Here is a 24,953-nt window from a genome sequence, read left to right as displayed (position 1 = left end):
AAGATCCTCCCACATCAATCACAGGGGTTCGGTTCATCTAGTTATGGATACTCTCACACTCAAACTTCGAGGTATGAGTTGCGCTGGTTGCGCCAACAACATCGAAAAGGCAATTCGCTCTGTTCCTGGGGTAATTGACTGCAACGTTAACTTTGGAGCAGAACAAGCCGCCATTAGGTACGATCGCTCTCTAGCAAATTTAGAGAAAATTCAAACTGCGATCGCAGCTGCGGGATATTCTTCTGACTCACTCCAGGAAGAATTGCTCTCTGAAGAAGATGATGCCGAAAAAGCGAGTAGACAAGCATTACAACGCGAACTTTTCCTCAAGGTAATTGTGGGAGGTGTAATTAGCATTTTCCTCTTTTTAGGGTCGTTGCCCATGATGACTGGGCTAAACTTCCCCTTAATTCCCAGCTTCTTGCAAAATCCTTGGGTACAGTTAGCGTTGACAACACCTGTCATCTTCTGGTGTGGTGGTTCTTTTTACCGCAATGGCTGGAAAACCCTCAAGCGCCATACGGCGACAATGGACACGCTGATTGCTTTGGGTACAAGTGCAGCGTATCTATATTCTTTGTTTGTGACTGTTTTCCCGAAATTTTTTATTGCCCAGGGCTTGATACCTCATGTTTATTATGAAGTTGCAGCCATTGTTATTACTTTAATTTTATTGGGGCGGTTATTGGAAAATCGCGCTAGGGGACAAACTTCTGAAGCCATCCGCAAACTGATCGGATTGCAAGCCAGAGATGCCAGAGTTATCCGTGATGGTGTGGAAATTGATGTTCCCATCGCCGAAGTCAGAATCAACGATGTGATTTTAGTACGTCCTGGTGAAAAGATTCCAGTCGATGGCGAGGTGATTGCAGGCGCTTCGACAGTAGATGAAGCGATGGTAACTGGTGAAAGTTTGCCAGTCAAAAAGCAGCCAGGAGATGAGGTGATTGGGGCGACGATTAACGGTGCAGGTGCGTTTCAGTTTCGGGTGACACGAGTCGGAAATGATACGTTTTTGGCTCAAATCGTCAAATTAGTGCAACAAGCCCAAGGCTCTAAAGCACCAATTCAACGTTTGGCAGATCAAGTTACAGGATGGTTTGTACCAGGCGTGATTGCGATCGCGATCGCCACTTTCGTCATTTGGTTTAATTTCACTGGCAACCTCACCCTCGCAACAATGACAACGGTGGGTGTACTAATTATCGCTTGTCCCTGTGCTTTAGGTTTAGCTACCCCCACATCTGTAATGGTGGGAACCGGCAAAGGTGCAGAAAATGGCATCTTGATTAAGGGTGCAGACAGCCTAGAACTAGCACACAAAATTCAAACCATCGTTCTAGATAAAACCGGCACTTTGACTCAGGGGAAACCAACAGTTACAGACTTTGTGACTGTTAACGGTACAGCTAATGGGAATGAAATCAAGCTTTTACAGTTAGCAGCAACGGTGGAACGGAATTCTGAGCATCCTTTAGCTGAAGCGGTGGTGAAATACGCCCAGTCTCAAGAGGTGAGTTTAACAGAGGCACAGAATTTTCAGGCTAATGCAGGTAGTGGTGTCCAAGGAGTTGTTTCAAGTCAGCTTGTGCAAATTGGTACACAACGCTGGTTAACAGAACTTGGAATTAACATTATTGCTCTTCAGCAGTATAAAGATGCCTGGGAAACTGCTGGTAAAACAGTAATTTTGATTGCTGTAGATGGGGAACTACAAGGAATAATGGGTATTGCCGATGCCCTGAAACCTTCATCAGCAGCAGTGGTGAAGGCATTACAGAAGTTAGGTTTAGAAGTAGTGATGCTTACTGGAGACAATCGGAAAACGGCTGATGCGATCGCAGCAGAAGTTGGCATTGAGCGAATCTTTGCCGAAGTGCGTCCAGATCAAAAGGCGGCGATTATCCAATCTCTACAAGGGGAGCAGAGGGGCAGGGGTGCAGAGGGGCAGAGGGGCAGAGGAGTAAGGGGAGAGAATTCTCGTAAATTCTCACTCAAAACTCAGCACTCAATTGTCGCAATGGTAGGCGATGGTATAAATGATGCACCAGCCCTAGCGCAGGCTGATGTGGGAATTGCTATTGGTACGGGAACAGATGTTGCGATCGCAGCTAGCGATATCACCCTAATTTCTGGAGATTTGCAAGGCATTGTCACAGCAATTCAACTCAGCCATGCCACCATCAACAATATCAAGCAAAATCTCTTCTTTGCCTTTATTTACAACGTCATTGGTATTCCCATTGCGGCTGGAATCTTGTTCCCGATATTTGGTTGGTTACTCAATCCAATTATCGCTGGGGCTGCGATGGCTCTTTCTTCACTCTCTGTTGTTAGCAATGCCCTCAGATTGCGTAACTTTCAACCAAAAGCTACTTCATAATTGCAGGTTAAATTAGGAAATGTTCAGTAAAAAAATGCTTTGGGGAAGCCTTACAGCTTTAGCGCTTCTCACCGGGACACCAAGTGTAACATTAGCAGAAATGCCAGCCCACTCGTCAGAGCAAACTACCCAGTTTAACCACATAGAACAACCTTTGGGCTTGAAAGTTGGTGTTGCGATCGCTGGTTTAGCCTTTATTGGACTAGAGTTGTGGTGGTTCCTTCTCTATAAAAGCCCTGATTCTTGAAATTCAGATAGCACTGCTATACGTCGGTAAACTAATTGTAAATGTACTTCCTTCCCCTAACTTTGATTGCACACTAACACTACCCCCCATACCTTCTACAAGTGTCTTGACAATAGATAAACCCAAACCACAACCCCCGGTAGTATGAGAGCGGGATTCATCTACGCGGTAAAATCTTTCAAATATCCGTGCTTGCTGTTGCAAAGGAATTCCATAGCCTCGATCGCAAACTTGAATAATTGCCCGATCTTCAAGTTGATTTAATTCCAAAAGTATCGGTGTATCAGCTTCAGAGTACTTAATAGCATTATCAATTAAGTTCAATAATACTTGTTTTAGCCGACTGTAATCTGCTTTCACCTCAATTCGATCAACGTTGGACTCAATTTTAATTATGTGATCGCTATATTTTTTTGCCATAACCACCACTTCTTCAACCAAGTCATTTAGCACATAAGATTTCATTTGAAAATATAAGTAACCATTATCTGCTCGTGCTAAATCAAGTAAATCTTGTAGCAGACGGATAGTGCGTTCAGCTTCCGATGCCGCAGTTTCTAAAGCTTCTTGTTGGGTTTGTGTTAAATTATTTTGCCTTCGCAAAACGCTTTGTAAGTAACCATGTACAATGGTTAAAGGTGTGCGTAATTCATGAGAAACATTACTCACAAATTCTCGTTCTTGCTTCCAAGATTGAGAGAGGCGCGATAACAGCATAGTTAAAGTTTGAGCTAATTCTTTAACTTCGCTGGGTGCATTTTCAACCGATAGCTGCGATTGTTCTAAATCTTCAGCCGAAATCACAGAAGCCATTTGATTTAGCTGGCGTAGAGGTTGCAGAGAACGCTGGATGTAAAATGCGATCGCAGCAGTTAAAATAATAATTGCCAAAACACTAATAATAGTTAAACTCTGCACCATTCCCAGAAACATTTTCTGTTCGCGGGTAATATCTTTGACTACAAATAACTCACCCAATAACTTACCCTGCACTTGTACAGAACTACCACATAAAACAAAATAGCTTTCGTTGACTTGATAAACTTGTGGTTTAATCGGCATCTTAGTCAAGGACATTAACTCAGCTACTTTAGTATCAGATACCAAATCTAAAGTGGCAGATTTTACTAAAATTTTATTATCAGGACTTTTTAACCATAATAATATGTTGGTATTTGCCAAGTTATTAATCGCCTTTTGCAACCCGGTTTCAGGTTGCATCATTTCACTATAAATTTGTACATCTTGCGGCAAGCGTTTGGCGATTTGTTCTATATTGTACTTATGACTATCAACTAAGATTTGCTGCATTTTCCAACTAGTCCATGTAGCAAGGCTACCTAATACCAAACCTGAGAATGCAGCAATACCAATTGTGAGGCGTGACTGTAAGGAAAATGGGTCTATATTTATCCAAACTTTTCTGATTTGCTTCACTTTTATGGGTACGTTTTAGGTGTTTAATAAAGATATTTTAATAAAAAAAATCAGAATGCTAAATGTAAAGTTGCTATTAACCGCTAAATTTTTAGTTACAGATGATTTTAACTTATCTTTGTTGTATACCTACAATGAAAAGTGCAGCCATTCCAGAAAAATTGCGAAAGATTTTTCTTTAATCGCCCTCTCAACCCTGCAAATCTTTCTCTAATAATAAATTAAATTAATTTACTGTTGATTAAATTAATTTAATATGAGAATTACCTTAAAATTTTGTACTTTTATATGTTTTTTCTTTGTATTCTTTTAAAAATACAATGACGGAAAGTAGCTCTTGCTGTTTAATAGACATAGGAGGTAAAAATTTTGATGCCAGTGGAGCTACAGAGTTTTTTCCCATAATAACAAGTTAGCTTTACATTCAGTTGAAGTATTATGAGATTTCTTTTTCCTAGTGACTACTTTAATCCCAAGAAAGCGGATGCAGCATACCTGGAACAAGTTGCTTGTATGCAAGATGCAGGATTTGCAACTTCTGTTGTTTCTTTAGAGTTGCTGGCATCTGGTTCATCAAAGATTATTCCAGTCCCCTATCCAGATTCAAAAGTGGTCTATCGGGGTTGGATAATCTCACCCTCTGATTATGAGTTATTAGTTGGGGTCGTGGGCAGCACCAGGGCGAACGCACGGGATTTCTGAAACCCTTGCTGGGCAAGGATCTTGATGAAAAAATAGGCTAAATTAAAAAACGCCAAAACCCTTGCTATTAAAGGATTCTTATACTTTAGATGCGTTTGCCCTGTGGGCAGCACGGGGGCAAGTCTCTTAACTTCTAAAGCTGAGTATTTAGCCACACACTATCTCCCTAACTGGTATCCTCTGATTGCTGATTTAACTCCAGAGACTAAATTTTATTCTGTTGATGATGATTTAGAGAATGAGTTGAACAGACTTGCTTGGAACGGATTTTTTATCAAAGATTATGTCAAATCTCTCAAAACCTCAGTTGGTTCCATAATTAATAAACCTTCGGAAATAGGAACAGTAGTGTCTGAAATGCAGAAGTTTCGAGGCAGTATTGAGGGAGGTATTTGTGTGCGGCGGATTGAAGATTTTGTGTCCGAAACGGAGAGGCGTTACTTTGTTGTATCTGGTAAAGCTTTTGCTGCTTTACCAGATGAAGAAGTTCCAGAGATTGTTGAAGAGTGTGCAAAGCGGATTGGAAGCCAATTTTTTTCTGTGGATGTAATAGAGCGTAGAGACGGTACTAAGAGGATCGTAGAAATTGGTGATGGGCAGGTATCAGATATTGTAGGATGGACGGCTGAACGTTTCGCTCAACTTTGGGTGGGGTGATGGATAAGCAGTCGATAGTTATTCCCTACATCAACTCTCTGTTGCAAACCAAGCGCGTAAAACCTCTGCTACTGTCCACGCTTGGGCAATACATCCCCGTGCAGTCATCGGGGCATCACCATCAAAAATTTCGCTGAGACTACCAAGACCGTGTGTAGTAAGATGATTAGCCATTGGTTCTAAAAATTGACGAGCCTGCTCAGGGTTTTTGTAGACGCGCAGGTGTGCTAGAACGAATGGCCCCAACAACCAACCCCAAACTGTGCCCTGGTGGTAAGCGCCATCACGTTGATACTGATTGCCACCGTATTTACCCTGATATTGGGGATGGTCAGGGGTAAGCGATCGCAATCCATGAGAAGTCAGCAGCGATCGCCCGCAAACTTCCACTACACTCTTTTGCTGGGCAAGTGTTAACGGGCTTTCTGGTAGCGAAACAGCAAATATTTGGTTAGGTCGCAACGCCGCATCATCACCATCAGGACTGTCTAGAACGTCATAGCAATAACCTGTCTCGTCATTCCAGAAGCGAGAAAATCTATACTTAGCCCGGTCTGCCATTGCCTCATATTCTTGGTGTGGTTTACCAAGGTGACGGGCAAACTTTGCCATTGTCCTTAAAGCATTATACCAGAGGGCATTAACTTCAATCGGTTTGCCAATTCGGGGCGTAACTACCCAATCATCAACTTTGGCATCCATCCAGGTCAGTTGTACACCTGCAACGCCTGCAAACAGTAAGCCATCGGCCGGATCGAGATGGATGTTGTAGCGTGTACCGCGACAGTGCCAATCAATGATGTCTGCAAGTATGGGAAAGAGTTCACCAAGCAAAGTATCATCGTCCGTAGCGCTGTAGTAGGCGCGGACTGCTTCAAAGTACCAGAGAGTGGCATCGACAGTATTATATTCTGGTTGATCGCCCGCATCGGGAAAGCGATTTGGCAACATTCCTTGGTCTACGTATCTGGCAAAAGTGCGAAGAATTGAGCGTGCTACCTCTGGGCGACCAGTGGAAATTGTCAAACCAGGTAGACTAATCATGGTGTCGCGTCCCCAGTCGCTAAACCAGTGATAACCAGCGATGATAGTCTTACCGTAGGGGTCTTCTGGCATTGGACGGTCAACAATAAACTGGTCAGCAGCCAGTATTAATTGCTTGATCCAGATAGGTGAGTCCTTCGTCTTGAGAGGTTGATTAGTTTTCCAAATTCCTGTTAGCTTCTGCTCTTGAGCGCGACGTAACTTAAGTGCAGCCTCGGCATTGAGATTTGCTTGCTTTTCTGTGCTGGCTACAAATGCAAGAGCTTCCCCAGGATTTAGTGTAACTTCAAAAGTCGCAGCGTGGAGATGGTCTTCTCTATCTCTCAATCCCCGATAGCGCTCAACAGCCAAGTCAAAGCCATAATACCAATTGTCGGCAACAGATGCACTACCACCATCGCTCAGTAAATACATTGGTACAGCACCCGGATAAGCAGTTACACAAATCCCTTGTTCGACTTCCTCAATAGACATCTTCCAGCCATTACTTTGGGTATCGCTGTGATAATCGCGGTAGTTGACCATTACTTTGAGGGTCAACTTCAGAGGTTGCGTGGCACGACGCAAAGTATATTGGACATAAGTTGTGTTAGCACCTTGTTGCATCCACACCCGTTTTTCTAACAAGGCATCGGCAACAGCAAAACGCCATAAGGGAATTGTACCTTCCAGAGAAAAACGTTCAATATTTTGATAACCGTGAGGGCTGACAGTCCCATCAGCCCAACGATTGGTGTCTAGAGAATAAGAGCGATTGTCATACAGGATAGTTTCATCTAGTTTTGCTAGCAGTAAGGTACGACCTAAAGGTGGTTTCAATGCTGCTACCAATAGTCCGTGATAGCGGCGCGTCAATAAACCAGCCACAGTTCCAGAAGCGTAACCACCAATACCGTTAGTAACTAACCATTCGCGTGACTCTGCCGTGTCAAGATTGCCGCAGATTTCCCGCCCAAATTCTATACACATAAGTCAACACTTTTTCTTGGGATCAATATTTGGATTATGGATTATGAATCCTCTAGTGTGCTGAGAATGGTATAAAGAGTTCTAAAATCTTAACTGGCGATCGCGGTTAAATAAAATACATTGTATTGGGTAATATTAAATACAGGTATTCTTGGTAAGACATTTCTGCAAGTAGAGGCTAAAATGCCTCTAAACGATTCTTTAACGTGATTGCGGAAGCACCCACCCTCAAGGAATTAGGGAGCGCAAACTATAATATTTTACTCATTGCCAGCGAATTTTCAAATCAAAAGAGGAAGAATAGAGTGTTGAAAGATGTTGAACGTTATATTCCTTCAGAGGAAAAATATTTAGAGGCATTCCACTCAATTTATGAAGAATTGACTCCTGGACACAAAGCTATCTTGAATAAGTTGTATCAGCATTGTTACTTTATGGAAGACAATCGCAGATTACGCACTTGGGAGTTATCTGAAGCGGCGGGATATGATGATGACTCTTCTGGTCAAATTGGTCACTTAGGTGAAAAGTTCAGCCAATTTTTTGGAGTAAAAGATGATGAATTTGGGCAACCAGCACTTGCAATAATTACAGGACTTACGCAACTGTCACAAGCAATGGCGCGGTGTAGCCGCGCCGTGCGCCAAACAACTAGGCAATAAACATGGGAACATTCGGACGTTTTAGTTGCTGAACTAAATAATTTGATAACAATCCATGCTTAATTTGATAGATTGTTTGACCAGTTTTATAAGCTAAATTTTTGAGCCTAAGCCAAACTAAAATAGCGCAGGCAATATGATTTCTTTGAATACGACCCTTACGACATTGGCATGATTCAATACCAGTCAATTGTTTTAATTCTCTATGAAACTCCTCAACCTTCCATCGTACCTTACACACTTTTTGTACAACGTCCGTAGAATCTTGAGATAAATCGTTTGTAGCGATAAAATCCGTTTTGTCGGTGGAGACAATTACCCGGAACAGTTTCACTTTTTTCGCTTGAGGAAACTTTTTTATTTTAACTATTTTACCTGATTTCAACTCCTCTTCATTCCAAGATAACAATTCAACTTTTTGATAATCTTCTTCACCTGCTGTATCATCAACAAGTCGATTACGTTTTAGAGGACAATAATAATATTTTCCTAATCCATCAATATATAACATCAATTTATTTGTCGCATACCAAGTGTCCATCAAGACAGCTTGAAATGGTAAAACCTTATTATACACAAGGTTTTGCAGCATCTCCATCACATGGTCTATCTTTGTTTTTCTTTTCTCGTTCTGGGTCATAAATGCGATAGTCAACTACCCAAAACTTTCCGAGTTCATGATTTACATATACACAATTTACTAGCCCAATCCCTTGAATTACACCATGCTCATTGCCACTATATTGGCGTTTACTTGACTCTATTTCAATAGCATATCGTTTATCAATTACTGTGTCATCAAAAACCAAGTAGGCGTTATCATTTATTTCTATTAAATCTTTCACGTTATCCCAAAGAATCCGAGGTGTTAATTTTTCGTTCTTTAAATAACGGTTGATTTTATCATGACTGATCTGCTCTAAATGCTCTGCCAAATTTGTCAGCGTATAATTAATCTGACTACTTAACAAGTACTGGCAATAGTTAAGTTTAGTAAATCTCATAAAGCTACAGGATTTATTTTATGCCTCCTCAGCTAATCTTCTCATGATTTGATGAATACTTAATACAGCCGATTACTGTTACTAATTTCAGCAATGTTCTCTGAGTACACCACCACCTTCTAGTACATAACTACTATAAAAATGCGATCACACTGTGCCAGTTGCGTAAGTCCTGAATTAGTTGGTTTGCAGATGAAATCAATGGGCATTGGTATATTGAGCTAATTCCAGAAGCAGCTAGAGCATTTAAGCGTTTTCATATTGAAAGATTAGCTTAGTTAGCGATCGCTCCTCTGAAACTTTCCAACATGTTTGGTGTCTAACTGCGATCGCTTGTAGTTATATTTCGCTTATACCTGCAAAGATACAGCAGACGGCGGAATAATTTCAAGACCATATTTTGAAGCAGCTGCCACCGCTTTTTCCATATCTGGGGGACTAACGCTAGGTAATTGCATTCTCTCTGAGGCTGGCACACCTACTTCCATAAAAAACTTCTCTAACCCTGCTGGTGTGAACCAACAAAGTAATTTTGCTGGCTTTGCACCAATATTTGAAAACCTATGGAGTTGACCTTTGGGAGAGTGAAGAAAAGTTCCAGGAGTTGCTAAGATAATTTGCTCATCAAGCTGAAATTCCAATTCTCCCTCTTGAATATAAAAAGCTTCGTCTTCGTGACTATGAATGTGGGGAGGTGTACCGTTTTGTGGTTGAACGGTAATCTCAACTAGAGCATAAGCTTGACCAGTTTCTTCACCCACTGCCTTAAAAGTATACAAATCCCCAAGCACCCAGTATGAAGAACCTTGTCCCGGTTGCTGTAATATTCCTTGTAGATTGACTGTCATAGTTATTCCCTTTTGAGATGTTTTCTATTACAAATTTCTCATAAAAATCTAATTTTCCAGTCTTTAAAGCTTTGACCCCGGCGACTGTTCGAGTTCTGTCTAGAAGATTGTTGTAGTGACCCATGCTACAAAGCGGTCTATAATGACCAAGGTTGGGACGGTCTACTACTATTTCTAAGATACAAGGTTGGGTGCAGCGATAGCATAACCCAACATAAATAAGGTGGTAATGTTGGGTTTCGTTCCTCAACCAAACCTACGCAGCTTAAGGTTTTATATCGCTAAGTGAACCGTATTGGGTTTTAAGACCATTTCGTGGTTGGAATTTCAACTGCGTTCATTCTCAAGATTAAATTCTGTCAACTAGTATATTTGCTTAGTCAATTTTGTCATACAGTAACCAAATAAATATACTTTCATTAATTAGATTATAAGTATATTTATTTAAGTAATGCTTATGTTTAAAACAGTACAACAATGAATTAAAAAATCAAACTTAAGTAATGACGATTATTGATTACAAGTACTAACCTGTGAATATAGAAATTTATGAAAATAGCAAAAAATAGGTAACATGGCTAAAATTATCGTTACTGGAGCAGCCGGCTTTATTGGTTCTCACCTTGTAGACATCTTGCTACAACAAGGGGAAGAAGTAATTGGGATTGATGAATTCAATGATTATTACGATCCCATGTTAAAGCGTAAGAATGTTGCACACTTACATAGCTCACCTAGTTTTACATTAATTGAAGCAGATATTCAGTTTTTAGATTGGCAGGAACTCTTAAAAGATGTTGATGTCGTTTACCATCAAGCAGCACAAGCAGGTGTTAGGGCAAGCTGGGGTAAGGCTTTTCGAGGTTACACAGAACGAAATATTAATGCTACGCAAGTTCTGCTAGAAGCGGCTAAAGATGCAAAACAATTGAAAAGATTAGTGTTTGCTTCTTCGTCAAGTGTATATGGTGATGCAGAGACTTTACCCACTCACGAAGGAATTTGTCCTGAACCTGTTTCTCCTTACGGCATTACTAAACTAGCGGCTGAAACTTTGTGCAGACTGTATTACAAAAACTTTGGTGTGCCATCTGTATCATTGCGGTATTTCACAGTCTATGGCCCTAAACAACGCCCAGATATGGCATTTCATAAGTTCTTTAAATCCATTTTGCAGGATGAAGCGATTCCTATTTACGGTGATGGACAGCAAACGCGGGAGTTTACATTTGTTGGTGATATCGTCGCCGCCAATTTAGCGGCTGCTTCCACACCCCAAGCAGTGGGAGAAATTTTTAATATCGGTGGTGGTAGCAGGGTGGTTTTAGCAGAAGTCTTAGATACGATTGAAGAAATCGTTGGGAAACCAATCAAAAGAAACCACATAGAAAAAGCGATGGGAGATGCACGCCACACTGCTGCTGATGTATCTAAAGCGCAGAAAATTCTGGGATATCAGCCACAAGTCTCTCTAAGAGAGGGTTTAACGCAGGAATGGCAGTGGATTAAGTCGTTGTATTAAAGGGTATGGGGGAATGGCACTAAGAAAAGCTGAAACCTGGTCAGGGCAGGGTGTGGGAGGTGTGGGAGGTGTGGGAGGTGTGGGAGGACGGGGAAGAAGTCTTACCCCCACACTCCCCACACTCAAAAAGCAAGTTATATCAGGGCTTTGCGATTAACTTAGTGCCATTCGGGTATGGGGCATTGGTTATTTTCCTTTAGGACTTACGTACAAAATATCCCCCAACCCTTTTAAAAAGGGTTAGGGGGATCTAAAAGTGCCTCAAGTCACAGCGAAACACTTATAGGACTTACGCAAAATATCTCTCAAACTCTTATTTCTCCGTGTCCTCTGCGCCTCTGTGGTTAGTTATTCCGTAACTCTTGCGTAAGTCCTAACTTATTCAAATGAACTCTTAAGCTTCTTGCTAACTTACAAGAAACCCATATTTTTTGAGTACTGTCTTGGCTTCACTGCCAGATAAAAATTGGATAAACTCTTTGGCTGCTGGAATATTTTTACTGCTTTTAATTACTGCCATTGGATAGACAATAGGTGAGTGAAACTTATCGTCAGCAGCAACTACGACTTTTACCTTGTTGGAAATTTTGGCATCAGTAGCATAAACTAAACCCGCTTCAGCGTTACCACTTTCTACTGCTGCCAAAACTTGACGCACGTTGTTAGCAAAGACTAATTTGGGCTTTACCTGATTATAAAGTTTCAATTTCTTTAAGACTTGCTCCCCATATTGACCGGCGGGTACACTTCTAGGTTCACCGATCGCAATTTTTTTAATCTTACTATCTGTTAAATTGTAGAAACTAGTGATGCCAAAAACATCCTGAGCCACAATCAAGACTAGACGGTTATTTGCCAAGTTAGCACGGCTACCTGTTACCAAAAGTCCTTTTTGTTCTAGGGCATCCACTTGCTTTTTGCCAGCAGAAATAAAGATATCTGCTGGGGCACCTTGCTCAATCTGTTGTTGCAAAGCACCAGAAGCCCCAAAATTATAATTAATGTTGACATCTGATTTACTTTGTTGGTACAAAGGCTTAATTTCTTCTAGTGCCTCTTTTAAGCTGGCGGCTGCGGAGACGAGGATAGTGCTGTTTGACTGTGCTATTACCGGAGAAGGATTAACTAACGGTAAACCAATTGCCAGGAGCAAACCAGCAACTGCTATACCCAATAAGCCAAAAATTTGTCTTCTTTTCATAGAAAAGGCGTTTGAGAAATTTCTTCCATAAAATTGATGCTAGGTAAAATAATACCAAACATACCAACTTATAACCAACTATATCGGTAATTGCTTTTTTCCTAAGCATTCTAGATGAATTAACTCATAAGCCAGAATCTGGCGACTCAAACGCATCCATAATTGCAAAGCTGCATTCTGAGAAAGGGCGAATCATACCCCTCTAGGAGGAATTTTATATTTTACAGTTAAAAACTGCTGAAAGATCGCGGTAAGCTAGTTGGAATTATCACTGAATTGTGTCAATAAATTGTCAAATTAACTGCTCAGTTTTCTGGGGTGAAATTTGCGATGACCGTAAATCTTAAGTCTTTAGAGAATCCAACTTATATAGCGGCCGATTCCAAAACCGCTTCTAACACTAAGAGAACCAGCTACGTTCCCTCGAACCATCGACGTATTCTTTGCATCTTTCCTAAGTACAGCCGCTCCTTTGGTACTTTTCATTACGCCTACCCACTGATGGGTAATGTCCGGGCTTTTATGCCACCCCAAGGTATTTTAATTGTGGCTGCCTACTTACCTCAAAAATGGGAAGTGCGGTTTATTGATGAGAATGTAAAATCAGCAACCAGGGCTGATTACCAATGGGCTGATGTGGTAATTGTGAGTGGAATGCATATCCAAAAACCACAGATTAATCAAATTAATGAACTTGCCCATCGAGCCGGTAAAATCACAGTGGTGGGTGGCCCTTCAGTATCTGGGTGTCCAGAATATTATCCTGAATTTGACATTTTACATTTGGGTGAGTTGGGAGATGCTAGCGATCGCATGATCGAGTATCTAGACCAAAACTTAGAACGTCCTCAAAGGCAAATCCGCTTTGAAACGAAGGAACGTTTACCTTTAACAGAGTTTCCAACTCCAGCTTATCATTTGCTGGATATCGATGATTATTTCTTAGCAAATGTGCAGTTTTCTAGTGGTTGCCCTTATCGCTGCGAGTTTTGTGATATTCCCGAACTCTATGGCAACAGTCCCCGGATGAAAACACCAGAGCAAGTGGTTGCCGAGCTAGATGCAATGCGACAATCTGGCAATTTGGGGGCAGTGTATTTTGTTGATGATAACTTTGTTGGCGATCGCCGCGCTGCCATGAAGTTACTTCCTCACCTGATTGACTGGCAAAAACGCAATGGCTACCCCATCCAGTTTGCATGTGAAGCAACTCTCAACCTAGCCCAAAGTCCAAAACTGCTGGAGATGATGCGCGAAGCCTATTTCTGCACGATCTTTTGCGGTATCGAAACACCTGAGCCAGATGCTCTCCATGCTATTTCCAAAGATCAAAATCTGAGTATGCCAATCTTAAAAGCAATTCAAGTTTTAAATAGCTATGGCATGGAAGTAGTATCAGGAATCATCATTGGGTTAGATACAGATACACCAGAAACAGCAGACCGAATTATTGAATTTATTCGGGCATCTCAAATTCCCATGTTGACAATTAATCTACTTCATGCTTTGCCGAGAACTCCGTTATGGCGGAGGTTAGAAGCAGAAGGACGACTCGTATTTGATGAAAACCGCGAATCAAATGTTGAGTTTTTGATGCCCTACGAGCAAGTTGTCGAGATGTGGCGGCGCTGCATCACAACTGCTTATGAGCCGGAATTTTTATATGAGCGGTTTGCTTACAATATGGAACACACCTATCCAAATCGCATCGAAGTACCTAACAGTCCTGCTCGCACTTCTGGGGCTAATATCCGTAAAGGTTTAACTTATTTAACTAATATTTTGCTGCGGATAGGCTTATTTAGTAACTATCGTCAGACTTTCTGGAAAATGGCCAAGCCAGCACTGAAAGCAGGTGATATTGAAAACTTGATTCACGTTGGACTTGTCGGGCATCATTTGATTAAGTTCGCACAAGATTGTTACAAAAACGAAGAATCGGCCTCGTTTTATTCGCAAAAAATCCTCACAAAAGTTCGTAGTTAAACCAATTCACAATTACGTTTTGTGACGTGGACTTAAACCATTGAGCTAGGTTAATAAACTAAAGTTTTTTAACGATAAATAATTCGTAATTCGACGCAATGTGCAACTTATTTTTAGAACCCCTCTCCAAACCTCTCCCCCACAGGGAGAGAGGCTTTGATTCTTTCTCCCCTTCCCTTGTAGGGAAGGGGTTGGGGGTTAGGTTTGAGAGAAAGTTGCACACGGCGTTAGCGAGTATTCGAGTGTCATTACGAATTACGAATTACGAATTACGAATTATTTTAACAGGGCATCAAAGTATTAAATCTCCCCAGTACAGCCATATCTTCTGCATCTAACTCCGTCGGAATGCCACTGCGAATCAATTCGGAAAAGTCTTCGTTGGGAACCATCACAGTCAACGTATACAAGCGAGTAGAACCAGTATTTTTAATCAAATGAGTCCCAGTCGGAGGCACTAATAAACTATCTCCAGCCTTGATCGTAGCACTTTTGCCGTCACACATAGCGATCGCTTCCCCTTTGAGGACAAAAAACATTTCCACCGCCCATTGATGGCGATTTGGCGGTGTTTGTCCACCGACATCAAAAATTTCTATACAGCAAGTTAAGGAAGTATTAGCATTTGTCGAATCGAAAATAATTGCTAATCGATTAGAGTCGTTGGGACTAATGCGATATACTTGGTAATCTTTGGGAGATTTAATAACCGGAATTACACAACGAGTAGCGTACATTTATTTATCCCCTCTAAAGTTATCGATGGGTATGAAAATTCCTAAAATCCAAGTCTTGAATATTAAGTTGTGAGTTGTCATAACTGACGCAAACAATAGCCAGTAAGAAAGATTTTCAGGTAGGAAAAATTCATGAATTAATTGCCCCTACCGCGTGGGTTAGGCGTAAGCTTTAAGTTGTATAAATGAAAAAATCACTAATTGTTAAACACCAAATACTCCTCATTCAACCAATTTTGAATTTTGGATTGAAGGAAAAATCTAAAATCTAATCACTCTTCACTTTTTTGCAGCGCTGTTAAAATCTCTTGGGAGTCAGTGACAAAACCGAAGCATTGTTTAACATTGTACAACGTTGCTAGCCAACAATATTCAGGCGAAGTAGTAGCGCTACAATCTTTAACTAACACACAGTCATATCCTAAGAAGTTGGCATCACATAAGGTAGCTAGCACGCACTGATCGGCATTAACACCAGCAAAAAATAATGTTGTGGTTCCCAGATTCCGCAATATACTATCTAATGGAGTGTCCCAAAACCCACTCATGCGATATTTGTCTACACGAATATCTTCAGGCATCTGTTCTAGTTCGTCTACTACTGCCGCAGCCCAACTACCCGCCATTAGGACTCTAGCACCATTACTTGGTAGTGGATCGCCTAATCCCACGCCTGCCCCCGTGGGGTTATAGACATGACGCGAACCAGCACTAATATTGAGCAAGTCGGGACGATTCCCCCAATTTATCCAAATGACTGGAACACCCACGTCACGAAGTTCTGGAAGTAGGTTATTCAAAGGTTTAATCGGCTGACGCGCTGGAGTTACATCCACACCAATATGCGCTAACCAGCCATCAGGGTGACAGAAGTCGTTTTGCATATCAATGACGAGGATAGCGGCTTTTGCCAAGTCTAAACGCAGGGTTTTAGTTTCTGTTGATAAAATAACGGGTTGTGGGGGTTTTTGAGGACGAGTGATATCTGCGATCGCATCATTCACTGTCCACGCATTTGGTGAGACTCCCAATGTCCGAAAAGGCAAATTCATAAAATTGTAATACCCTACACCATTTTCTATCTTGTAACTTGAAATTCAGTTGAAAATACAATTACTTAATTAAGGTTAAATATGGTAAATTTCACTATTCAGAATGTTTTAATTGCCGCCAGTGATGATTATGCGACGGTAGATGTACATATTGTAGATGGGGCGGTCGCAGCCATTGCCCCCAATCTACCAGTAATCGGCACTGTCATAGATGGCAAAAATAAACTGCTGCTACCTGGTTTTTTCAACGCCCACACCCACTCATCAGAGATGTGGCAACGGGGAATCATGTCAGTTTTTCCTTTAGAATTATGGTTGGCGGAACTGTATGATTTTGCACCCCTCGACACTGAACAGGTTTATCTCAGCGCCTTGGGTACTGCGGTAGAAACCTTACTTTCTGGTGGTACGAGTGTAGTAGATCACTTGGTGTTAATTCCAGGGCTTGAGTTAGAAACGATCGCCACTGCAACCCGCGCTTACAGAGAAGTTGGGATTCGCGCCTTTATCGCCCCCTTAATTCAAGATGAATCTCTTAGCGCAGGGATTCCATCTGGAGAATCAGTAAGAACTCATGAACCTTATCATCGCTCAACTGCGGCAACATTGGAAATTATCGAAGAGGCGGTGAGACAGTTTCATCGCCCAGATGAAGGTGTAAATATTTTGGTCGCACCAACGGGAATACAATTGTGTACTGACGCTTTATTTACGGGATGTATCGAGTTAAGCGATCGCTATCATCTTTGTCGTCACTCCCATTTACTCGAAACTAGGGCACAGGAAAAACTCGCTCAAGAAAAGTACGGTTGTACTGCTGTGGAACATTTGAAAAGAATCGGGTTTTTGAGCGATGCCTGCGGCGGGCTACGCCAACGCACAACTCTAGCTCATTGCGTCTGGTTAAATGATGCTGATATCGCCATCCTCGCCGAAACTCAATCTACAGTTGTTCATAATCCTTTAAGTAATTTACGTTTAGGTAGTGGCATCGCCCCTATTTTAAAATATCGCCAAGCTGGAGTAAATGTAACTTTTGGTTGCGATGGTGCTTCAAGTAATGACTCTCAAGATTTGCTAGAAGCCATTAAAATGGGTTCTATCTTACATAACGTTACAGACTCAGATTATCAACACTGGATTACACCCCGGCAAGCAGTAGAGATGGCATCTTTAGGAGGTGCAAAGGGACTGAATTTGGCAGACAAACTCGGTTCCCTTACTGTAGGAAAACAAGCAGATTTAGTACTTTATGACCTCACCAATTTATCATTGCTTCCGCGTACAGATCCTATTGGTTTATTAGTTTTAGGTCGTCCTAATAATGTTGTTGATAGTGTTTGGGTTAACGGCAAGCAAATTGTTGCCGATGGTAAAGTTACCACAATTAATGTTGATGAATTGCGGCAAGAACTATTTAACCGCAGTCAATGGGAGACAAAGCGCAAGTCTGAAACCGTCGCGCAAATTGAAGCGCATTATCGCACGGTTATGGGTTTGTGAAAGACAAATAAATGCAGAAATGCGGCAAAAAATTCGTACTTTTAGTAATTATTTTTTGTCCTTATATTGATAAAAAATGATGCTTTAGTATGGGTATATTTCAAGATTGGTTTTGGGAAATCAATGAGTGCGGCCAAGGGCCTCATTACTATTTCAACGCTACTTTTGCTCCATCTGATGCTGAACACCTTGCTGCTTTGGTGCGCCAGCATCCACTCTGTGGTTTTGAACACTGCCATTTTGTTGGCAAATTAATCAATGCACCATGTGGAGATGCCAATACTCCAGGTTCTTACGATTTGTATGTTGACCAGAGCAATTATGCTGAAGTTATGTCGGGTATACAAAGAGATGAACCTATAGTTACTGTTGCACAGTATACCTGGCAAATCATTGGTGTTTGCGATCGCAAATTTGGCATTGAGTGTGGTTATGGTGGGATAACTGGTACACATAATCAAGCTGACACCTCATTGATTATGGCGCTGGCGCAGTCACCAGAACTCATCTTAGTTGATTGGAGAGTCGTTTCTGGGGGAGACGGTTACTCATCGGTGTTTTTTAGAACTGGCACATCAGCCGCAGAACTGCTTGCTTACTTGCAGATGAGGCCGGAAAAGCCTGACTTTGTGCAAATAGAAAGAGAGTTACGTCTAGCTTTATCAGATCCAGCATTGTCTAAAATTTATCGCTTGGGCGAGTGCAAAATCAATGGCTGGCAGCTGGAAGTGTTAGTCTTGCATAATTTTGAAAAAATCACAAGCAGCTATGGTGGCGAAGGATGGGACATGACACCACACGTTACCAAGCTTGACAAAATCGCTCAAACTGTTAGCGATAAGTGCAAGGTTCCGAGTTGTGCTGGGGGTGCAGCACATGCGCCAAATGATTTCTACACACTCATTGGTAGTCATCTCAGCTTTGGCTACCCACGGAGAGTAGGGTAATTTTAGAGACAATTTGCAAAGCAATGTGAATAAATACTTGCAACCAATCAGGGTTTTCTCTAAGGCTTGGGAGATAATTTTGTAACAAAAGATGAATTTGCGATCGCTAATTTCTTGTTTACAGCATCAAAACTCTAGTCATTGACTACAAAGTCACAAAACTAGGCAGATTTTTGTGTATGCTTTGTGTCCAAGTGCCTTAGCGATACTTTTTTGGGAGTAAATATGGAACGCGCCATCTCTGCGTTAGGAATCTTAGTTTTTATCGGTATATCCTACGCTTTTTCGGTTAATCGTCAAGCGGTGCGTTGGCGCATAGTAGCATGGGGTTTGGGATTAGAATTTGTATTGGCGCTGGTGATTCTTAAAACTCCTTGGGGTTTGACTGTGTTTAAATTTCTGGGAGATTTTGTCAGCAAATTTTTAGCATTTTCTGATGTTGGTGCCAAATTTGTCTTTGGAGAAAATTTTAAGGATCATTTCTTTGCCTTCCAAGTGCTGCCGACAATTATCTTTTTCTCTGCCTTTATCAGTGTTTTATATTACTACGGCATTTTACAGCGAGTGGTAAATGTGATGGCGTGGGTAATGATGAAGACGTTGAAAACATCGGGTTCTGAATCTTTATCCTGTGCGGGTAACATCTTTTTAGGGCCAACAGAGTCAGCATTGATGGTTAAACCTTATATAGCGAAGATGACGCAATCAGAACTTCATGCCGTGATGACGGGTGGTTTTGCCACAATTGCAGGTGGAGTACTAGGGGCATATCTTTCTTTTGGGATACCAGCAGAACACCTAATTGCTGCTTTTTTTATGACTGCTCCCACATCATTGGTAGTATCAAAATTGCTGTATCCAGAAACAGAAGTATCAGAGACACTTGGTGAAGTAAAGGCAGATGTAAAAACCAATTATGTAAATGCAATTGATGCTGCTACAGCCGGAGCAATTGATGGCGTGAAGCTAGCGGTTAATGTTGGGGTAATAATTATCGCTTTTTTAGGATTATTGGCTGCTTTAAATGCACTGCTGGGATGGTTGGGCGCATTTGTGAGTTTACCGCAACTGTCATTACAGTTGATTTTGTCTATTTTTATGGCTCCTGTAGCGTGGTTAATGGGCGTACCTTGGGCTGATTGTCAGCAAGTGGGGGCTTTGTTGGGTACAAAGACAATTCTCAATGAGTTTATTGCTTTTTTGGATTTGAAGGCACTAATTGAAAGTGGCAAAATTTCCCAACGTGCAGTAATTATTGCGACTTATGCCTTATGTAACTTTGCAAATATAGGTTCAATTGGCATCACCATTGGCGGCATTACTGGGATAGCACCTAATCGCCAACATGATTTAGCTCGTATGGGAGTAAGATCAATGATTGGCGGATCATTGGCGGGTTTTATCACCGCTTGCATTGCTGGGATGCTGATTTGAAGAAGAAATTAGAGACCATTTATAAAGTAAATCTTTAGACGGCTAGACGACGTAACATAATACGAGTCATAACGGCATATATGGCAGCTTCACTCATTTCAGTCAGGCGTTCGTAATCTTTACTCAAACGATGGTACTGGTTAAACCAACCGAATGTTCTTTCTACTACCCAACGCTTGGGTAAAACTTCAAATTCTTTATTAGTACGGCGCATGACCTCAACATGAGCTTGAATCATCAACCAAACAGCCAGCGCAAACTTATCGCCGTCATACCCCGAGTCAACCCACATGACTTCAACTTTTTCCAATAATTCTGGGCGTTCTTCCACCAGTTCCATCAAGGCATACGCTGCAAGCACTCTTTCAGGAGCATTGCCTTCGCTCACAATCACTTTGAGCAATAGCCCAAGGCTATCAACGATTGTTTGGCGTTTTCTTCCTTTGACTAACTTGCCACCATCAAAGCCGTACACATCCCCCCTTTTTTCAGTCGTTTTTACCGACTGACTATCTGCTGCGATCGCACTTGGTTGTGTTGACCTACCTAATTTTATGCGAACTTGATCGCGCAGTGTATGGTTTAATTTTTCCCAAACTCCCTTGCGTTGCCATTTACGGTAATAGCTGTATACCGTTGAGCTTGGCGGGAAGTCCCCCGGAAGCATATTCCATTGACATCCAGTTTTCAAATGATAATAGATGGCATTGCATATTTCACGCATATCTGTTGTGCGTGGATGCCCTCCTTCTTTAGCTGGTGGAATCAAGGGAGCCAAGATTTCCCACTCTATATCAGTTAAATCTGTGGGGTAAGACTTTCGCGCCATACCGACTATCTATGTAAATACACTGCACATGAAGTATTTTATCGTTATCATAACTCCTTTCTCCTGGCTTTTAGATTTACTTTATAAATAGCCTCTTAGGAGTCAGACTAAAATCGATTCAAGCCAGTTTTAGCAACCCGCCAACCGTGGAAAATGGGCATAGTAAACAATCCCCACGCTAAACCCGTAATCAACCCAAAAGGCGTAACCAGATAATTATTAAAACTCCACAAACCGAAAATCTGTGCTGCCAATTCTAAAGGATAAGCCATCATCAGCACACTAGCGATCGCCATACCACTCCATCCATACTGGCTTAACCAGTAAAATCCTTTACCACCAGTTACCCCATACAGCAGGCGAGTAATCAGCAAACCCGTGACAGTGCCGTAACAGCGCATACACACAGCCATAATATATGGTGGTGCCAAATCTAACCCCATAGTTGGTTGCGGACACACATGATTACCCATGAAATAAATGATGTCCGCAATCCCAGGAAGCAAAGACACTCCAGACGCAGCCAAAAAGGGAGCAATTGGCGGGCCAAAAACCATCCCTACTAACAAGAAATCAGCAATTAAACTGATCCAATTAACCTGCAACTCCTCATTAAAAGCTACTCTTGTCATCTCCCTTTCTCTGCGTCCTCTGCGCCTCTGCGGTTCGTCTCTTAACCTACCTTATTAACATAGGGACTTGTCAACTTATCCAACTGCTGAATCAACAGACTCAGGAACAATCCCACATCCGTCACCACACCCACTGATTCTACAGAACCGCGATCGCTTAACTTAGTCACCACAGCTGGATTAATATCCACACACACCATCTTCACCCCCGCCGGAGTCATATTTCCCACGCCAATGGAGTGCAGCATTGATGACAGCATCAAAATCATTTCCGCACCTTCTAGGTGTTTAGCATATTCCTCCTGTGCCTGAATCAAATCCATTTGGGTATCAGGTAAAGGCCCATCATCCCGAATCGATCCCGCAAGCACAAAAGGTACATTATTGTGGACGCACTCATACATCACGCCACTCTTAATTGCCCCCGCCTGCACAGCTTTGGAAATGCTGCCATAACGACGGATACTATTAATTACCTTCAGGTGATGGCGGTGTCCACCACGAACGGCGATACCCCGCTTCATGTCCACACCCAAGGAAGTGCCCATGATATTTTGCTCGATGTCGTGAACTGCGATCGCATTTCCACCCAGCAGCGCTTGTACGTATCCTTCCCGAACCAGTTGGGCCAAGTGTTCGCCGCCACCAGTGTGAATCACCACGGGCCCAGCCGTGACAACTACCTTACCACCAGCATCGCGGATTTTACGTAATTCCCAAGCTACTTGTTCAACTACCAATTCCACGCGCCGTTCGCTGGAAACGCCCGCCGACATGAAGCTGAATTCTTGGGTACTGCGTTGTTCGCGCGATTCCGTTTTGCGAATAGTACGGATACCTAGTACATCTACAATTACTCGTTCGCCAACTTCTAAATCTCGTAGTATTTTACACCTAGCTACGAAGCCAGAGGGGGTTTGAGTAATTGCGATCGCGCCATCCATGCGCTGATTTTCTACCTTGATCCACTGCCCATTAATTCGGACTTCGGTAGGATAAATTGTACTGACGTAGAAATCATCAGGCGCTACACCATCTTGGATTACAGGTTCCAAGATCGCGTCTCGCTCATCATGGGGTAAATCTACTGCACCTAAATCAATCAATAGAGAGATGATTTCTTCCATCACCTCATGAGATGGTGCTGATACCTTCACTTCGGCGGCGGAGGTACTTTGCCGTTGTTCTCCCAAGTTGAAATTCAGAACTTGGAAACTTCCCCCGGCATCTATAATCAAATCCAAGGCGCGGTTAATTAAGCCAGCATCAAGTAAGTGTCCTTCCATACGAATGACACGGCTTTCTACCGAGACATTGGCATGAATTTCATCCCTAACTGGTTCCGTTACCCGCAAGGTTAAACATTTAGCTGCACCACCAGCTTTGAGAAATTCCGTCAGTGGTGTTTCCAGAACTTGGAAACCCACATCTGCAAGGCGGGTTTTCAAAGCTTCACTCGCTTTGTTCATGATCACAATGCTGTCCACATTCACTGTATTACAAGCGAAGTTAACTGCATCGGCTTCAGCAATTGCGATTCGCTTTTCTGGTGCGACTCGCATTTCAATTAAGCGGTTGGAGTAAGAATCAAAAGCGCCTGGATAGTACAGCAAATAGCCATTTGCTAACGGACAAAAACAGGTATCCAGGTGATAGAAACGTTCATCTATGAGTCGCAGAGAGAGAACCTCAATATCCAGCCATTTTGCTAGATAAGGGTGAGAATCTAATTCTGAACGGAAACCGTATCCCGCCCATAACCAGCGTCCTTCTCGATCTAGCAGTGCATCTCCTGCACCTTCAAAGGGCAAATCTTTAGGTAGTTCATTGACTGTATAACCATTTTGCTCAAACCATTCTTTGAAGAAAGGTTCCTCTCCCTGACGTTCTTTATGTAAAAAGCGACTGAGTACGACATTTTCCCCCAGTACCAAACCAGCGTTGGCGGTAAAAACTAAATCAGGCCAACCTTTTTGGGGTGGTACTAAGTCTACAATGGCGTGTTGTTTAAGGATCTGGTGTAATCCCTGCCACTGTTCCACGGCGCGATCGCGCGATGATTTGTGAATATTCCCTTCCATCCAGGGGTTAATCACATAGTCTACATCGTAGTGGTCAGGAGGACACATCAAAAAGCGAATACGGGAAGTCATAAAAATCTTACAAGCGTTTTATATGCTACTATACTAAGGGCCTATTTTGGGATGCAGATTTGGATTTCCTGACATTTGACCAAATCTTGCTACTACAGCTTCTATCTTTGTGATAGTTGATAGCTTTACAAAGGCTTCGTCCTTAATTCTATTACTGGAAGATGGTAATAAGTAGAGTCGGTGGCAAAATTAGGATAGTTTTGGCGGCCTTAAATGTTTCAGTAGTCCTGAGTGAGTATGTTTTTACCAAAGATGTGGAGGCTTTAAACAAACGTTAACCTACTCTTTGGTTTCAATCCTACTCAAAGGTGTATTTATAATATCTTAATATTAGCTTTATTAAATATTTTTATTTTTCATACAAGTATTTTACATCTACGCTACAAGTATCATGTAGGAATCCTATTTGATTTTTGCAAAGTAAAGTACAAGTTAAAGAGCCTTCTTTGCTCTTGCCTATTAACTCTTGCGCTGCGCTTCTCTACGAGAGGCTTGTCTGCGACACGCTCCGCCAACGCGAACGCACACCACGCAAATAAATTTCAAAAATCAAAGCAGACTGCTATATATGTATAGGGAGCATCCCAATTTTTTAAAAATTCACGAAACTGAGACACAAACCCTTTATAAATGTCTTCCCTTTGTGGAAATCCAGTTCTCTCCGAGACACTGAGCGTAGCTTGTTTCAACCTAGGAGTATGTAGTACGTTTATCCATTCTCTTATTCTTGTCCTAATGCAGCGCAATAGTAAATTTAAAAATCTATGATGCTCTGTATCCATATTTCTATATTATTTAATTTATACTATAAAACAAAAGATAACCAATTGCATTTGTTATGATATCTTGTTGCTAAAATCTGCCAAATTTTTAAAGTTCATTCTATGGATAGAGGATACTTTTAGCTTATATATTTATAAACAATTTGTTTGACACTAATTGAGTGTTAGTTTGTGAGAGGATATCTAGATATTTACTGTTGGTTTTATATCTAAGATGTTCAA

Annotated in this window: 20 protein-coding genes and 1 pseudogene; 11 read left to right on the top strand and 10 right to left on the bottom strand. The window is 41.8% G+C overall.

Going from position 1 to position 24,953, the window contains the following annotated elements; translation table 11 throughout:
• The first annotated feature begins 43 nt into the window (after positions 1–43).
• Positions 44–2,383, top strand: coding sequence for a heavy metal translocating P-type ATPase (locus tag FD724_RS29205; RefSeq protein ID WP_179075023.1), 2,340 nt, complete (start codon positions 44–46; stop codon positions 2,381–2,383).
• Between the two features lie 19 nt (positions 2,384–2,402).
• Positions 2,403–2,630, top strand: coding sequence for a hypothetical protein (locus FD724_RS29200; RefSeq protein ID WP_179075022.1), 228 nt, complete (start codon positions 2,403–2,405; stop codon positions 2,628–2,630).
• 3 nt (positions 2,631–2,633) lie between these two features.
• On the opposite strand, the gene FD724_RS29195 is transcribed toward FD724_RS29200, so the two are convergent.
• Positions 2,634–4,067: a cell wall metabolism sensor histidine kinase WalK gene (locus FD724_RS29195; protein ID WP_179075021.1), complete on the bottom strand. Its 1,434-nt coding sequence runs from the start codon at positions 4,065–4,067 to the stop codon at positions 2,634–2,636.
• A gap of 438 nt (positions 4,068–4,505) precedes the next feature.
• Between FD724_RS29195 and FD724_RS29190 the strand changes: the two genes are divergently transcribed.
• The gene (locus FD724_RS29190; protein ID WP_179075020.1) at positions 4,506–4,769 is read left to right on the top strand and encodes a hypothetical protein; all 264 of its coding nucleotides are present in this window, start codon (positions 4,506–4,508) and stop codon (positions 4,767–4,769) included.
• Between the two features lie 102 nt (positions 4,770–4,871).
• Entirely contained in the window at positions 4,872–5,426 is a 555-nt protein-coding gene (locus FD724_RS41175; protein WP_256874387.1) for an ATP-grasp domain-containing protein, read from the top strand.
• A 30-nt stretch (positions 5,427–5,456) separates the two neighbouring features.
• Here FD724_RS41175 and FD724_RS29180 read toward each other — a convergent pair whose 3' ends face one another.
• The gene (locus tag FD724_RS29180) at positions 5,457–7,439 is read right to left on the bottom strand and encodes an amylo-alpha-1,6-glucosidase (RefSeq protein WP_179075019.1); all 1,983 of its coding nucleotides are present in this window, start codon (positions 7,437–7,439) and stop codon (positions 5,457–5,459) included.
• Positions 7,440–7,744: 305 nt separating this feature from the next.
• On the opposite strand from FD724_RS29180, the gene FD724_RS29175 reads away from it, so the two are divergent.
• Entirely contained in the window at positions 7,745–8,101 is a 357-nt protein-coding gene (locus tag FD724_RS29175; RefSeq protein WP_179075018.1) for a hypothetical protein, read from the top strand.
• On the opposite strand, the pseudogene FD724_RS29170 reads toward FD724_RS29175, so the two are convergent.
• Both FD724_RS29170 and FD724_RS29165 read right to left on the bottom strand, forming a co-directional pair.
• Positions 8,091–9,105: pseudogene (locus FD724_RS29170) on the bottom strand (transposase). The gene FD724_RS29175 and the pseudogene FD724_RS29170 sit on opposite strands and share 11 nt — an antisense overlap.
• 350 nt (positions 9,106–9,455) lie before the next feature.
• Positions 9,456–9,953 carry a quercetin 2,3-dioxygenase gene (locus tag FD724_RS29165; protein ID WP_179075017.1) on the bottom strand — a complete coding sequence of 166 codons (498 nt, stop codon included), beginning with the start codon at positions 9,951–9,953 and terminating at the stop codon, positions 9,456–9,458.
• Between the two features lie 574 nt (positions 9,954–10,527).
• Here FD724_RS29165 and FD724_RS29160 point away from each other — a divergent pair.
• Together FD724_RS29160 and FD724_RS29155 are read left to right on the top strand one after the other, a co-directional pair.
• Positions 10,528–11,475 (top strand): NAD-dependent epimerase/dehydratase family protein, encoded by a 948-nt coding sequence (locus FD724_RS29160; protein WP_179075016.1) that lies wholly within the window; start codon positions 10,528–10,530, stop codon positions 11,473–11,475.
• Positions 11,476–11,488: 13 nt separating this feature from the next.
• Positions 11,489–11,632, top strand: coding sequence for a hypothetical protein (locus FD724_RS29155; protein ID WP_179075015.1), 144 nt, complete (start codon positions 11,489–11,491; stop codon positions 11,630–11,632).
• A gap of 249 nt (positions 11,633–11,881) precedes the next feature.
• Here FD724_RS29155 and modA read toward each other — a convergent pair whose 3' ends face one another.
• A complete protein-coding gene (modA, locus tag FD724_RS29150; protein ID WP_179075014.1) occupies positions 11,882–12,676 on the bottom strand; it encodes a molybdate ABC transporter substrate-binding protein in 795 nt (264 codons plus the stop codon).
• Positions 12,677–13,006: 330 nt separating this feature from the next.
• Between modA and FD724_RS29145 the strand changes: the two genes are divergently transcribed.
• Positions 13,007–14,662 carry a B12-binding domain-containing radical SAM protein gene (locus FD724_RS29145; RefSeq protein ID WP_179075013.1) on the top strand — a complete coding sequence of 552 codons (1,656 nt, stop codon included), beginning with the start codon at positions 13,007–13,009 and terminating at the stop codon, positions 14,660–14,662.
• Positions 14,663–14,943: 281 nt separating this feature from the next.
• Here FD724_RS29145 and FD724_RS29140 read toward each other — a convergent pair whose 3' ends face one another.
• Positions 14,944–15,399: a cupin domain-containing protein gene (locus tag FD724_RS29140; protein ID WP_179075012.1), complete on the bottom strand. Its 456-nt coding sequence runs from the start codon at positions 15,397–15,399 to the stop codon at positions 14,944–14,946.
• Positions 15,400–15,671: 272 nt separating this feature from the next.
• Entirely contained in the window at positions 15,672–16,451 is a 780-nt protein-coding gene (locus tag FD724_RS29135; RefSeq protein WP_179075011.1) for a cysteine hydrolase family protein, read from the bottom strand.
• Between the two features lie 81 nt (positions 16,452–16,532).
• Here FD724_RS29135 and FD724_RS29130 point away from each other — a divergent pair, with 81 nt between their 5' ends.
• The 3 genes from FD724_RS29130 (at position 16,533) to FD724_RS29120 (ending at position 20,335) form a co-directional block, all read left to right on the top strand.
• Complete coding sequence (locus tag FD724_RS29130) at positions 16,533–17,954, top strand: amidohydrolase (protein ID WP_179075010.1); 1,422 nt, start codon at positions 16,533–16,535, stop codon at positions 17,952–17,954.
• An 89-nt stretch (positions 17,955–18,043) separates the two neighbouring features.
• Positions 18,044–18,901, top strand: coding sequence for a hypothetical protein (locus FD724_RS29125; RefSeq protein ID WP_179075009.1), 858 nt, complete (start codon positions 18,044–18,046; stop codon positions 18,899–18,901).
• A 225-nt stretch (positions 18,902–19,126) separates the two neighbouring features.
• The gene (locus FD724_RS29120; RefSeq protein ID WP_179075008.1) at positions 19,127–20,335 is read left to right on the top strand and encodes a NupC/NupG family nucleoside CNT transporter; all 1,209 of its coding nucleotides are present in this window, start codon (positions 19,127–19,129) and stop codon (positions 20,333–20,335) included.
• A 34-nt stretch (positions 20,336–20,369) separates the two neighbouring features.
• On the opposite strand, the gene FD724_RS29115 is transcribed toward FD724_RS29120, so the two are convergent.
• From FD724_RS29115 to FD724_RS29105, 3 genes are all read right to left on the bottom strand, one after another.
• Positions 20,370–21,164, bottom strand: a complete 795-nt coding sequence (locus FD724_RS29115) for an IS5 family transposase (protein ID WP_179075007.1) — start codon at positions 21,162–21,164, stop codon at positions 20,370–20,372.
• A 107-nt stretch (positions 21,165–21,271) separates the two neighbouring features.
• Positions 21,272–21,796 (bottom strand): DUF2085 domain-containing protein, encoded by a 525-nt coding sequence (locus FD724_RS29110; RefSeq protein WP_179075006.1) that lies wholly within the window; start codon positions 21,794–21,796, stop codon positions 21,272–21,274.
• A 41-nt stretch (positions 21,797–21,837) separates the two neighbouring features.
• Positions 21,838–23,949 (bottom strand): TIGR00300 family protein, encoded by a 2,112-nt coding sequence (locus FD724_RS29105; RefSeq protein WP_179075005.1) that lies wholly within the window; start codon positions 23,947–23,949, stop codon positions 21,838–21,840.
• Positions 23,950–24,953 lie beyond the last annotated feature (1,004 nt).

The organism is Nostoc sp. C057 (assembly GCF_013393925.1).
GTDB lineage: Bacteria > Cyanobacteriota > Cyanobacteriia > Cyanobacteriales > Nostocaceae > Nostoc > Nostoc muscorum_A.
This window is presented reverse-complemented; position numbering and strand designations above follow the sequence as displayed.

Excerpts from the sequence above, each read along its gene's own strand:
- FD724_RS29205 (WP_179075023.1), top strand. The coding sequence starts at position 44 with ATGGATACTCTCACACTCAAACTTCGAGGTATGAGTTGCGCTGGTTGC.
- FD724_RS29200 (WP_179075022.1), top strand. The coding sequence starts at position 2,403 with ATGTTCAGTAAAAAAATGCTTTGGGGAAGCCTTACAGCTTTAGCGCTT.
- FD724_RS29190 (WP_179075020.1), top strand. The coding sequence starts at position 4,506 with ATGAGATTTCTTTTTCCTAGTGACTACTTTAATCCCAAGAAAGCGGAT.
- FD724_RS29180 (WP_179075019.1), bottom strand. The coding sequence starts at position 7,439 with ATGTGTATAGAATTTGGGCGGGAAATCTGCGGCAATCTTGACACGGCA.
- FD724_RS29165 (WP_179075017.1), bottom strand. The coding sequence starts at position 9,953 with ATGACAGTCAATCTACAAGGAATATTACAGCAACCGGGACAAGGTTCT.
- FD724_RS29160 (WP_179075016.1), top strand. The coding sequence starts at position 10,528 with ATGGCTAAAATTATCGTTACTGGAGCAGCCGGCTTTATTGGTTCTCAC.
- FD724_RS29155 (WP_179075015.1), top strand. The coding sequence starts at position 11,489 with ATGGCACTAAGAAAAGCTGAAACCTGGTCAGGGCAGGGTGTGGGAGGT.
- modA (WP_179075014.1), bottom strand. The coding sequence starts at position 12,676 with ATGAAAAGAAGACAAATTTTTGGCTTATTGGGTATAGCAGTTGCTGGT.
- FD724_RS29145 (WP_179075013.1), top strand. The coding sequence starts at position 13,007 with ATGACCGTAAATCTTAAGTCTTTAGAGAATCCAACTTATATAGCGGCC.
- FD724_RS29140 (WP_179075012.1), bottom strand. The coding sequence starts at position 15,399 with ATGTACGCTACTCGTTGTGTAATTCCGGTTATTAAATCTCCCAAAGAT.
- FD724_RS29135 (WP_179075011.1), bottom strand. The coding sequence starts at position 16,451 with ATGAATTTGCCTTTTCGGACATTGGGAGTCTCACCAAATGCGTGGACA.
- FD724_RS29130 (WP_179075010.1), top strand. The coding sequence starts at position 16,533 with ATGGTAAATTTCACTATTCAGAATGTTTTAATTGCCGCCAGTGATGAT.
- FD724_RS29125 (WP_179075009.1), top strand. The coding sequence starts at position 18,044 with ATGGGTATATTTCAAGATTGGTTTTGGGAAATCAATGAGTGCGGCCAA.
- FD724_RS29120 (WP_179075008.1), top strand. The coding sequence starts at position 19,127 with ATGGAACGCGCCATCTCTGCGTTAGGAATCTTAGTTTTTATCGGTATA.
- FD724_RS29115 (WP_179075007.1), bottom strand. The coding sequence starts at position 21,164 with ATGGCGCGAAAGTCTTACCCCACAGATTTAACTGATATAGAGTGGGAA.
- FD724_RS29110 (WP_179075006.1), bottom strand. The coding sequence starts at position 21,796 with ATGACAAGAGTAGCTTTTAATGAGGAGTTGCAGGTTAATTGGATCAGT.
- FD724_RS29105 (WP_179075005.1), bottom strand. The coding sequence starts at position 23,949 with ATGACTTCCCGTATTCGCTTTTTGATGTGTCCTCCTGACCACTACGAT.